General features: G+C 43.8%; 11 protein-coding genes and 1 pseudogene. 11 read left to right on the top strand and 1 reads right to left on the bottom strand.

Annotation, left to right across the window (positions count from 1 at the left end; translation table 11 throughout):
- Positions 1 to 128: 128 nt before the first annotated feature.
- The 6 genes from fsa to TY16_RS02220 all read left to right on the top strand — a co-directional run bounded on the left by fsa (position 129) and on the right by TY16_RS02220 (position 6586).
- Entirely contained in the window at positions 129 to 770 is a 642-nt protein-coding gene (gene fsa, locus TY16_RS02245; RefSeq protein ID WP_043930082.1) for a fructose-6-phosphate aldolase, read from the top strand.
- Positions 771 to 1214: 444 nt separating this feature from the next.
- On the top strand, positions 1215 to 2501 hold the full coding sequence (locus tag TY16_RS02240; protein ID WP_043930080.1) for a UDP-N-acetylglucosamine 1-carboxyvinyltransferase: 1287 nt from the start codon (positions 1215 to 1217) through the stop codon (positions 2499 to 2501).
- Positions 2502 to 2624: 123 nt separating this feature from the next.
- Entirely contained in the window at positions 2625 to 3587 is a 963-nt protein-coding gene (glpX, locus tag TY16_RS02235; RefSeq protein WP_043930078.1) for a class II fructose-bisphosphatase, read from the top strand.
- Positions 3588 to 4112: 525 nt separating this feature from the next.
- Entirely contained in the window at positions 4113 to 5393 is a 1281-nt protein-coding gene (rho, locus tag TY16_RS02230) for a transcription termination factor Rho (RefSeq protein ID WP_043930077.1), read from the top strand.
- A gap of 147 nt (positions 5394 to 5540) precedes the next feature.
- Positions 5541 to 5756, top strand: a complete 216-nt coding sequence (gene rpmE / locus TY16_RS02225) for a 50S ribosomal protein L31 (RefSeq protein WP_043930076.1) — start codon at positions 5541 to 5543, stop codon at positions 5754 to 5756.
- A gap of 203 nt (positions 5757 to 5959) precedes the next feature.
- Positions 5960 to 6586: a thymidine kinase gene (locus tag TY16_RS02220; RefSeq protein ID WP_043930074.1), complete on the top strand. Its 627-nt coding sequence runs from the start codon at positions 5960 to 5962 to the stop codon at positions 6584 to 6586.
- A gap of 134 nt (positions 6587 to 6720) precedes the next feature.
- Here the strand turns inward: TY16_RS02220 and TY16_RS02215 are convergent, their stop codons facing one another.
- Entirely contained in the window at positions 6721 to 7689 is a 969-nt protein-coding gene (locus tag TY16_RS02215; RefSeq protein WP_442853239.1) for a cation diffusion facilitator family transporter, read from the bottom strand.
- A 385-nt stretch (positions 7690 to 8074) separates the two neighbouring features.
- Here TY16_RS02215 and prfA point away from each other — a divergent pair, with 385 nt between their 5' ends.
- From prfA to TY16_RS02190, 5 genes and pseudogenes are all read left to right on the top strand, one after another.
- The gene (gene prfA, locus TY16_RS02210) at positions 8075 to 9148 is read left to right on the top strand and encodes a peptide chain release factor 1 (RefSeq protein ID WP_043930072.1); all 1074 of its coding nucleotides are present in this window, start codon (positions 8075 to 8077) and stop codon (positions 9146 to 9148) included.
- Entirely contained in the window at positions 9141 to 10004 is an 864-nt protein-coding gene (prmC, locus tag TY16_RS02205; RefSeq protein WP_043930070.1) for a peptide chain release factor N(5)-glutamine methyltransferase, read from the top strand. The genes prfA and prmC overlap by 8 nt, the downstream gene beginning before the upstream one ends.
- A 97-nt stretch (positions 10005 to 10101) precedes the next feature.
- Entirely contained in the window at positions 10102 to 10407 is a 306-nt protein-coding gene (locus tag TY16_RS02200; protein WP_043930069.1) for a hypothetical protein, read from the top strand.
- Between the two features lie 530 nt (positions 10408 to 10937).
- Positions 10938 to 11708 carry a stage II sporulation protein R gene (gene spoIIR, locus TY16_RS02195; RefSeq protein ID WP_043930068.1) on the top strand — a complete coding sequence of 257 codons (771 nt, stop codon included), beginning with the start codon at positions 10938 to 10940 and terminating at the stop codon, positions 11706 to 11708.
- Between the two features lie 202 nt (positions 11709 to 11910).
- A pseudogene (locus tag TY16_RS02190) lies at positions 11911 to 12174 on the top strand (KGG domain-containing protein); the annotation flags it as partial.
- Positions 12175 to 12212 lie beyond the last annotated feature (38 nt).

The following is a 12212-nucleotide window of genomic DNA, read 5'->3' as shown; positions in this document are numbered from 1 at the left end:
AATATTCAAATTCAATATATAGCCTAAATAGGTATACCTTATAAAGATAGTCGGAACCGCCCCTGAAATAGAGGCGGTTTCAATGTATTTTTTGACAGCAGGTACTAATTAACAATGGAGGGTTAAAAATGAAATTTTTTATTGATACAGCCAATATGGATGAAATCCGTGAGGCATATTCTCTTGGTCTTTTATCCGGTGTTACAACAAATCCTTCGCTTGTTGCTAAGGAAAAAGGCGTTTCCTTCGAAGACCGTCTTAAGGAAATTACTGAGCTTGTTCCTGGATCGGTCAGCGCGGAAGTAATTGCTCTCGATGCTGAAGGTATGGTTAAAGAGGGCAGGGAGCTTGCAAAAATTGCTCCAAACATCACAATTAAAGTGCCAATGACTCCAGAAGGACTCAAAGCGGTCCATACTTTCTCGCAAGAAGGCATTAAAACAAACGTAACCCTCATTTTCAATGCAAATCAGGCACTTCTTGCTGCCCGTGCGGGTGCGTCTTATGTTTCGCCATTCCTTGGAAGGCTTGATGATATTGGGCAAAATGGGCTTGATCTTATCTCGACAATAGCTGAAATTTTTGATGTCCATGGTCTTGAAACTGAAATCATCGCTGCGTCTATAAGACACCCAATGCACGTAACTGAAGCTGCATTAAGAGGTGCACATATTGCCACAATTCCTTACAAAGTATTGATGCAGATTTTCCACCATCCACTTACAGATAAAGGAATAGAGGCCTTCCTTAAGGACTGGAATTCTCGCTAATAAGGACTTAAAGGGAAAGCTGTGGACGAATAATATAATTGGAGATTGGTCTATCTCTTCGAATGATTTTTTGCAGCTTCTCTTTTTCCATAAAGTGAAACTTCCATCAGTGGTGACTTTTCCACTGATGGATAGTCCCGCAAAGCCCGATTGTTTTTCTAAAGATGAGCCCAAATTTAAAAAAATTGGACTTTTATGGCAGTTAAATTCCCTCTGCTGGTTTGTTTGTTGCCTATAGATCAGGCGGGAGATTATATCGCCCGTTAAATGATGGAAAACTTTTTTGGTTATCGGTACATGAAAAGGTGATTTTCGTGTAAACTAATGGATAGACAAACTGTCGGATTATGCCTAATGCTTATGGAAAATAATACCTTTAGCCGCGGTCGGTACTAAAATTGGCCGTAAAGCTTATGTACGGTGGCTGGAAAGGGAGTTTCTAAAATGGAAAAGCTTAAAATTGCCGGAGGATACCCGCTTAAGGGTACTGTCCGGGTAAGCGGCGCCAAAAACAGCGCGGTTGCACTTATCCCTGCTACAATTCTTGCAGATTCCCCCGTAGTAATTGAGGGGCTTCCCGATATTTCAGATGTTGAAATATTAAAAGGGCTGCTTGAAGAAATCGGTGGAAAGGTACAGCTTTCCGATAATGAAATGACTGTCGATCCCTCGGCAATGATTTCAATGCCGCTTCCAAATGGGAAAGTAAAAAAACTTCGAGCTTCCTACTATTTAATGGGTGCCATGCTCGGAAGGTTCAAAAAAGCAGTTATTGGCCTTCCTGGGGGATGCCATCTCGGCCCAAGGCCAATAGACCAGCATATTAAGGGGTTTGAGGCCCTTGGTGCAAGTGTCACAAATGAGCAGGGAGCCATTTATTTGAGGGCAGATGAATTGAGAGGGGCACGAATTTACCTCGATGTAGTAAGTGTCGGCGCAACTATCAATATCATGCTTGCTGCGGTCCGCGCCAAAGGGCGGACAATTATTGAAAATGCAGCCAAGGAACCGGAAATTATTGATGTGGCAACATTGTTGACAAATATGGGTGCGCGCATTAAAGGGGCCGGTACAGATGTCATCCGTATAGATGGTGTCGATAGTCTCCATGGATGCCGCCATACCATCATTCCAGACAGAATTGAAGCCGGGACTTATATCATTCTTGGTGCAGCCATGGGTGAAGGTGTCCTTGTTGACAACGTCATTCCTCAGCATCTTGAATCATTGCTGGCCAAGCTTAGTGAGATGGGTGTTTACGTTGAAGCCCGTGATGATCAGATTTTTGTGAAAAGCACTTCTAAATTAAAGGCTGTAGATATAAAAACACTTGTTTACCCTGGTTTCCCTACCGATTTGCAACAGCCTTTCACATCACTCTTAACAAAAGCTGAAGGCTCAAGCATGGTCACGGATACAATATATGGGGCCAGATTTAAACATATTGATGAATTACGCCGGATGAATGCAAGCATTAAAGTTGAAGGCCGTTCAGCTATCATTTCAGGTCCTGTCCAGCTTCAGGGAGCTAAGGTGAAGGCAAGCGACTTGCGTGCCGGGGCTGCTTTGGTCATAGCAGGACTTATGGCTGAAGGAATAACTGAGGTTACCGGGCTGGAACATATCGACAGGGGTTATAGCAATCTCGTTGAAAAACTTCACGGGCTTGGCGCGACTGCCTGGCGTGAAGCAATGACAGAAGAAGAAGTGGAACAGCTTAAAAATACGTGATACCTATTTAAAGAAAACATATCCTCCACATGGAGGGAAAAATGTCTTTAAAGGCGCCTGCCCTTTTAGGCAGCGCCTTTTCTGAATTTTTGTAAATGTGTACTGGATGAAGGGAGAAAGACCATGGAAAGAAGCTTGACAATGGAACTTGTCCGGGTTACGGAGGCAGCAGCACTTGCTTCTGCCCGCTGGATGGGACGAGGTTTGAAGGATGAAGCGGACGATGCAGCCACTTCAGCGATGAGGGATGTATTTGATACTGTCCCGATGAAGGGAACAGTTGTAATCGGTGAAGGAGAAATGGACGAGGCGCCTATGCTTTACATTGGCGAAAAGCTCGGTACGGGATATGGCCCTAGAGTCGATGTTGCGGTAGATCCTCTAGAAGGGACCAACATCGTTGCAGCGGGAGGGTGGAACGCACTCGCAGTTTTAGCTATAGCAGACCATGGAAACCTTCTTCATGCACCTGATATGTATATGGATAAAATAGCGGTTGGTCCGGAAGCGGTTGGCCTGGTAGACATTAATGCCTCTGTCCTTGATAATTTAAAGGCTGTCGCCCGTGCCAAAAATAAAGACATTGAGGATGTAGTTGCCACTGTCCTTAATCGTGAACGCCATGCCAAAATCATTACGGAGCTTCGTGAAGCCGGTGCAAGGATTAAGCTAATCAATGACGGCGATGTTGCTGGAGCAATTAATACAGCCTTTGACTTTACTGGTGTTGATATTCTGTTCGGATCCGGTGGAGCCCCTGAAGGAGTTATTGCGGCTGTTGCACTGAAATGCCTTGGCGGGGAGCTGATTGGGAAGCTTGAGCCTCAAAATGACGCGGAAATTGAACGCTGCAAATCAATGGGCCTTGATGTCAATAAAGTACTCCGAATGGAAGACCTTGTCCGTGGGGATGACGCGATTTTTGCTGCAACTGGAGTTACGGATGGGGAATTACTTAAGGGTGTCCAGTTTAAGGGCTCATATGGTTCTACCCATTCTATTGTCATGCGGGCAAAGTCAGGGACAGTCCGTTTTATCGATGGGCGGCACAGCTTAACGAAAAAGCCTCACCTTGTAATAAAATAAATAATTTTCGTCAGAATTCCGGGCATTTGAAAAGCCCGGGACTTTTGGCGCTAGAAAGATAGTTAAAAAATATGGTTATTTCCTGTAAATAAGGGTAGAATATAAATTGTTTTGCAGGTTTAGTCTATCTTCCAATTAAACTTCAAGAATCCTTCATGTTTAAGAATCCCTCTCTGCACTAAACAAGGTATTTCAACTGTTTATAAAGTGAATCTTCTATCAGTGGGGTTTTCTTATCCCTGCATTGATGGTTAGATGAGCCAATCCGACCTTTACGAGCAGTTGATCTCCCGGTTATTTTCCTTTAATCCTAGAAACTTGAAGTGGGGAGTCTTACTGCCCGTTAAGAGTGGGATAAAAGGTACAGGCGCCAGGTTCGTAAAAAGATGGGTACAAGAATATGGCAATACTGGCAGATGTAAAGATAAACTGCCAGCTGGTACTTTTCTTTGTCTTCCCTTACGGCCAAGGCATCCTTGTGGATGCAGCAAGACATGAACCAAATAAGTAAAGTGTGGTGTCTAAATGGAATTAACAATTACCAGCCTCGAAAATATGAAATTAAAAGAACTATATGAACTTGCGAGGCAATACAAAGTTTCTTACTACAGTAAGCTGACAAAAAAGGAATTGATCTTTTCGATTCTAAAAGCTCGCGCGGAAGAGCAAGGGTTTTTCTTTATGGAAGGCGTCCTGGAAATCATCCAGTCGGAGGGATTTGGTTTCCTTCGCCCGATTAACTATTCCCCAAGCTCGGAGGATATATATATTTCAGCTTCGCAAATCCGCCGTTTTGACTTAAGGAATGGGGACAAAGTATCTGGAAAGGTAAGGCCTCCAAAAGAAAGTGAGCGCTATTATGGACTTCTCCATGTAGAAGCAGTCAATGGTGAAAATCCTGAATCTGCAAAAGAGCGGGTTCACTTCCCGGCATTGACGGCTCTATATCCTGATAGGCAAGTCAAACTGGAAACAACTCCAAAGTATCTTTCCACTCGGATTATGGATCTGGTTGCACCTGTCGGGTTTGGCCAGCGTGGTTTAATTGTGGCGCCTCCAAAGGCAGGCAAGACGATGCTGTTAAAAGAAATTGCCAACAGCATAACCACCAATCATCCGGAAGCGGAACTGATTGTGCTTTTAATCGATGAGCGCCCTGAGGAAGTAACGGACATCGAGAGGTCCGTAGCGGGCGATGTCGTAAGTTCAACTTTTGACGAAGTTCCGGAAAATCATATAAAGGTTGCGGAACTAGTACTGGAACGGGCAATGAGACTTGTTGAACATAAGAAAGATGTCATTATCCTGATGGATAGCATTACCCGGCTGGCGAGGGCGTATAACCTTGTCATCCCGCCTAGTGGCCGTACCCTGTCAGGCGGTATCGACCCTGCTGCATTCCACCGTCCAAAACGTTTCTTTGGTGCAGCAAGGAATATCGAAGAGGGAGGCAGTCTGACTATTCTTGCTACAGCTCTTGTTGATACAGGTTCCAGGATGGATGATGTCATTTATGAGGAATTCAAGGGCACAGGAAATATGGAGCTTCATCTTGACCGTTCCCTTGCGGAGAAAAGAATATTCCCTGCCCTCGATATCCGCCGTTCCGGAACAAGAAAAGAAGAGCTGCTCCTGCCCAAGGACCATCTTGACAAGCTCTGGGCTATCAGGAAGTCAATGTCCGACAGTCCTGATTTTGCAGAGCGCTTCCTGAAAAAGCTAAGGCAAACAAAATCAAATGAGGAATTTTTTGCTCAAGTTGGCGAAGAAATGAAAGCCAGCACCTCGAGAAGACAGCAATCATAAGAAATCCTTTTTCAAGTAAATCCCATCTTGCAAAAAGGACACGTCCCTGATATAATGATACCAGTGTGTTTTTCCACCTCGGGCTTATAGGTGCCCGATTCTATAACTCTGTTTCGGAATGACTCAGGGCGGAAGGAGATGAAAAGAATGAAAGCAGGAATTCATCCAAATTATAAGACAATTAAGGTGACTTGCGCTTGCGGTAACACGTTTGAAACAGGATCTGTTAAAAACGAGATTCGTGTTGAAACTTGCTCCGCGTGCCATCCTTTCTATACAGGCCGTCAAAAATTCGCTGAAGCTGGCGGACGTGTTGACCGCTTCAACAAGAAATACGGCATTAAGCAAGAGCAACAGCAATAATAGCAACTGTACAAAACAGGCAGGATTCAACATCGCTTGCCTGTTTTTTACTTTTAAAAATGCAAAATTTCTCGATTTTTGGCAGATTTTTGGTTTGTACTGCCTAAAAAAGGGTTTTATAGAGTATATATGACGATGTGTGAGACTTAGTTCAAATATACATAATAAATTGACAGGGTATGCAAGGAAGGAGAGGCAGCATTATGTATGTAATGAAGCAAAGCGGTTGGGTTGAAGTCATTTGCGGCAGCATGTTTTCGGGGAAGTCGGAGGAATTAATCCGAAGAGTACGCCGTGCTCAGTTCGCGAAGCAAAAAATTGCTGTTTTTAAGCCGAAAATTGATAACCGCTACAGTGAGGAGTCCGTGGTTTCCCACAACGGTTCCTCGTTTATTGCGATGCCTATTGCTCATTCCACAGCCATTTTTGATTATATTGATGTTGAAACGGATCTTATTGCTATCGATGAAGTCCAGTTTTTTGATGAGGAAATTGTCAATGTGATTCAGCATCTTGCGAATAGCGGATACAGGGTAATTGCCGCAGGACTTGATCAGGACTTTCGAGGGGAGCCTTTTGGCAAAATGCCTGAATTGATGGCGATTGCCGAGTTGGTTACAAAGCTTCAAGCTGTCTGTGCCGTCTGCGGATCGCCTGCAAGCAGGACGCAGCGCCTGATTGATGGCCGTCCTGCTTCATATGATGACCCCGTCATTCTTGTAGGTGCATCAGAAGCTTATGAACCGCGCTGCAGGCATCATCACGAGGTCCCCAACACAGCTGTTGCTGCAAAAGAAGTTGAAATCGATAATAAAACAAAAGCGTTATAAGAAAAGAGGCTGTCCGCCGGTGATGGACAAGCCTCTTTTTTGTTGTTCAGCTTATGAAAATGCTGCAAGGACAGGAGTTCCGGCCTTTAACGATGTGCATGTTCCTGCAAGATGCTCATGCTTTTATTCTGTCTCTATTCTTCAGGTGCTGGTTTCCAATCCTTTATGCCATCTGTTTCTAGAATCCCAATTGTGACGTCCCCAATATCGGGGTCGGCAAGCAGTTTATCCCTGACTCTGAATTTTATATCATCTGCTACTGCGAGTGTGAAACCGCGTTTTAGCTCAATATAACCTTCGATATGATATCTTCTTCCTTCCTGGATGATACGCATTTGCTTGATATCGTCAACATCTGGATCGGCAAGAATGGTCGCTGCTACCCTGTCTTCAATGGCTTTAGGAGCTGCGACACCAATCAGCCCAATTGTATTTTCAAAGCCGATCTTAATTGCTATTCCAAATAACATCAAACCAATCAAGAGCGTCCCAACACCATCGAGGAATAGAAGACCTGTAGTTTTGGAAAGGATAACGGCTCCGAGGGCGAGCAGAGCTCCCAGGGTTGCAATAATATCCTCATAAAAAACCAGCCTGGTTGGCGGAGCAGCGAGACGGACATTTTTAAAAGCAGAAGAAACAATGGCCATTCCCTTAGCTTCGCTCCGAGTTTCATGGACAATTTCCTTCATCGCTTTTACAAGAACCAACCCATCCAGAGCGACAGCAGCGGAGAGAACAAGAACATTAAGCCAAAAGTTTCCTGACTCTTTCGGATGCTGAATCAGTTCCCAGCCTTTTATTAATGTTTCATAGGACATAATGGAAATGACAATAACGGCAATTAATACAAACAAGTTAACAACCCGCCCGAAACCCGTCGGAAACTTACGGGTTGGTGTCTTTTCGGCAATCGCGCTTCCAATAAACACAAATGCCTGATTGGTTGCGTCTGCCACCGAATGGAGAGTGGTTGCCATCATGGTTCCACTCCCGCTAATTATTGCAGCAATTCCTTTAATTATAGCAAGTACTGTATTGGCAAGAGCTGCAATTCCGGAGGATTTGTTCCCTTTTTTTAAAAGTTCCACAAAGGTCAAAATTTTCTCACCCTTTCTAGTTCGCTGATAGGAGGTATACCTGATTAAAGTTACTTTTTATGTCAGTTACCCGCCCTCGTGATGATTAATCCTTTTTAGTATTAACAGTTGGGTTTTGTTATTTTAGATCTTATGAAATAGGATATCTGAAGGAATATAGGGTCATTTGTTTTAAAGAGGGTAAGGAACAAAATATATATAAACCTAAAACTTCCCATGCGCTTTTGACGGAGTAACTGACCTGTAATATAATAAAGAGTACTTATCTTTAGGGATACGTCCCTTTCGTGATTAGCAGAAACAAACCACACCTTTTGGGCAGTCATGCTTACTGCCCTTTAAAAATGGATACAAATATATAGATTAAAGAAACTTGAGGTGAATGAGTGTGTTTGATCGTCTTCAATCTGTTGAGGATCGTTATGAGAAGCTGAATGAGCTTTTAAGCGATCCGGACGTTATTAGTGACTCGAAAAAGCTCCGTGAATATTCCAAGGAGCAGTCAGATATACAGGAAACAGTACAAGTTTATCGGGAATATAAGTCAGCACGTGAACAGCTCCAGGATGCAAAGGTGATGCTGGAGGATAAGCTGGATGCTGATATGCGAGAAATGGTGAAGGAGGAAGTCAGTGAGCTTTCTTCGCAGGTCGAAGAGTTGGAGGCGAGGCTGAAGCTTCTCCTTATCCCAAAAGACCCGAACGATGACAAGAACGTTATATTTGAAATCCGCGGCGCCGCTGGCGGAGATGAAGCTGCATTGTTTGCCGGAGACCTTTACCGTATGTACAGCCGCTATGCAGAGGCACAAGGCTGGAAGACAGAAGTAATGGATGCGAGCCCAACCGGACTTGGCGGATTTAAGGAAATCATCTTCATGATTAATGGCCAGGGTGCCTATTCCAGGCTTAAGTATGAAAATGGCGCCCACCGTGTCCAGCGTGTTCCAGAAACAGAATCAGGCGGAAGGATTCATACATCGACTGCTACTGTTGCATGCCTTCCTGAAGCGGAAGAAGTAGAAATTGAACTCCACGACAAGGATATTCGATTTGATACCTTTGCATCGAGCGGTGCGGGTGGCCAGTCTGTCAACACGACTATGTCTGCCGTCCGTCTTACTCATATTCCAACAGGAATAACAGTATCAATGCAGGATGAAAAGTCCCAGCACAAGAACCGGGACAAGGCGATGAAAATTCTCCGTGCTCGTGTATATGACAAGTTCCAGCAGGAAGCCCAGGCGGAGTATGATCAGGTGCGAAAATCTGCTGTTGGTACCGGTGATCGTTCGGAGCGGATCCGTACCTATAACTTCCCGCAAAACCGTGTGACAGATCACCGTATTGGCCTGACACTCCAAAAGTTGGACATTATCCTCGAAGGAAAGCTTGATGAAATTATCGATGCATTGATTCTTGAGGATCAGTCCCAGAAGCTGGAAGATGCCTCAAATGTGTAAAAAAGTGTTTGAAGCCCTAAACTGGGCTTCTTCTTTTTTAAAAGAGGTGGATCGTGAGGAATTTGCCGGAGAACTGCTGCTGCGGTATGTAACAGGCATGACGAGGACCCAGCTGTTTGCATCAATGCGTGATGAGCTGCCGGAGGAACAATTGATGGCATTCCAAGCTTCGGTAAAGGAGCATGCAGCGGGGAGGCCAGTTCAATATATTATTGGTCACGAGGAATTCTATGGACGGAAATTTATAGTCAACGAGGAAGTATTGATACCACGTCCCGAAACGGAAGAGCTGGTTGATGGCGCAATCAACAGGATAAGGAAGATGTTTGGCAGTCCTGAAGGCTTGGAGTTAGCGGATATTGGTACTGGAAGCGGGGCAATCGCCATCACTATGAAGCTGGAGCTTCCGGGGCTGGGTGGTGTAACTGCTACGGATATTGCAGCTGATTCTTTGAAGGTTGCAAAAAAAAATGCACTAGCGCTTGGGGCAGATATTATCTTTATACAAGGCGATCTCTTGGAGCCTTTCATAGCATCGGGGAGAAAATTGGATGTTCTACTTTCCAACCCTCCGTATATTCCGGATAACGACAAATCATGGATGTCTGATGTGGTAACAGAACATGAGCCGCACCGGGCTTTGTTCGCAGGAACAGATGGGCTTGATTTTTACAGGCGTTTTATGGAACAGCTTCCGATGGTGCTAAACAACCGTTCGCTGATTGGCTTTGAAATAGGAGCAGGGCAAGGGGAGGCAGTTGCTGAGCTTGTTAGGAGAACCTTCCCACAAGGATCGGTGGAAGTTGTTCATGACATAAATGGAAGAGATCGTATGGTTTACGTTTGTAATGAGTGACAGTCATAAATTTTGTGATTCTTTCGAATTATGTGTTTAAGAGGCCGTCAAGTGGGTATAAACATGAGTCGGCATTTTAACACAGGGGGAGATAAACATGAATCATGCCATTGCCGGCATATTTGACTGTTTGCATAAGCTTGAAGATGCCATCATAGAGTTAAAAGCAAACGGCCTCCATTCCGGAGACATGACACTGTTGACAACAGAACCCCATTTTGGGCTAGTTGATATTCCTGCCATCCAGGTCAATGAGCCGCTCATGGTTTGGGATATGATCCTAGAGTATGTAAACAGTGAGGATGTAGAATCCGCTTTTTTGTATACACTGAAGGAATTGATTCTTGAAAAAGGAAAGTTTGTGCTGCTCAAGGAAGTCAGCATATCGGAACCAATCACATAAATGAAGCCGCCCGGCCTGAGTGCCGGGTTTTTTATTTTGAGATATTTCGCCGCCACTTAACAGTAAGTATTCATATTTTCCGAGAAGTGTTCATAAATCCCAAAAAAGTGTTCATAAATCCCATAAAGTATTCATAAATCCGAAAAAGTATTCATAAAAGATAGCAATCTGCTAGCGCACCCGTCTCAAAACACCTGCCATCAAAAAAAATCACCAATTTTAAAAAAATTCCCACACAATGAGAACACTTATATGATGAGATTTGGATAATACCATACCGATCCACACGGGAGGCTCCACTGAGGAGCAAATTTACCTGCAAACCTACAACATCATCATAAACAACCATTTCATTAAAACGTACAACAAACGAATAAGTGCCTCGGGCGGAATTGATAACACCGATCCCTCGAGTAAGTTGGGATTCAAAAAATGTACAATTAAAAGTTTTTCTTTCAGAAAAGAAATTTACTAGTTTATGATTCTTCCATCGTGGCGACACTGTTGATAGTGAAGGGACGGTGGGGGAAATGAACAGTAAACTTCTCGTATGGTTATATTTAGTTGTACTCTCAGTTGGCACCATTGCCAATTTATATATGCCAAAGGTGAAAGCTACCAGCCAGGAGGAGATTGTTATTCCTGGGGAGGCAATTAGGCTAAGAATCTTGGCCAATAGCGACCGGAAACTGGATCAGGACCTTAAGCAGAAGGTTCGCGATGAGGTGAATGTAAAAATTGCAGAATGGGTTGGCGATCTAACCTCGCTTGATCAGGCAAGGGAAACCATAAAAAACAAAATACCAGAAATAGAGAAAATTGCTCGAAATGTTTTAGAAGAAAATGGCTCTAAACAAGAAGCAAAAGCTGAATTTGGCCTAGTGAAGTTTCCTACTAAATTATATGGACAGTTTTTATATCCAGCTGGGGAGTATGAAGCTATTCTGATTACTCTCGGTGAGGGTAAAGGGGCAAATTGGTGGTGTGTCCTGTACCCGCCATTATGCTTTCTTGATTTTTCAAGTGGCACTGCAGTAGCATCTCCGGGTTTTGAAGAGGAAGGCGAAGTAGCTGAACCAGTAATAGATGAAGTTTCTCAAGAAGAGAAGCTAGGGCCAGAGACCGATCAAGATGAAACGTCTGACGATAAAGATGTTCACAATAAAGAACGGGTAGAGGATCAAAAACAGGGTTTAACAGAAGAAACCGAGAAGAATAAACCTGTATTCACACCTGAAGATGAGCAGGCAGTGAAAGTGAAATTCTTTGTCGTAGAAATATGGGAAAACCTTATGAATTAGGCCTTTTGACGGGCCTTTTTATTTTGCAAATTTTAACCTATGTAAAGGGGTTAATAAGTATGGAAGGAGAGGTAACGTTTTCCTCCTTCTTTGCGAAAAGCTATCAACTTTATTACAAAACTGTTTAAGGTGTTTTTAATTGAGAAGGTGGGATAAAAGTAGAGTGTACTACCAATCTCACTTATGAAGGAGGAATCTTACGATGGCTAACAACAACAACGGCAAGATGTCTCGTGAAGAAGCAGGTAGAATGGGTGGAGAAGCAACAAGCAGAAATCACGACCAGGATTTCTATCAGGAAATCGGCCAAAAAGGTGGAGAGGCGACTGCTCAAAACCATGATAGTGATTTCTACTCCGAAATTGGACAAAAGGGCGGGGAAGCTACATCCCGCAACCATGACAAGAACTTCTATGAAGAAATAGGTGAAAAGGGTGGAAAAGCCCGTTGGGAAAACGATAATAAATAACTGATGTTTGATGTATGAGGCTGTCCGGGTTCGGA

This window comes from Bacillus sp. EB01 (assembly GCF_000613125.1).
Lineage (GTDB): Bacteria > Bacillota > Bacilli > Bacillales > Cytobacillaceae > Bacillus_D.
This window is presented reverse-complemented; position numbering and strand designations above follow the sequence as displayed.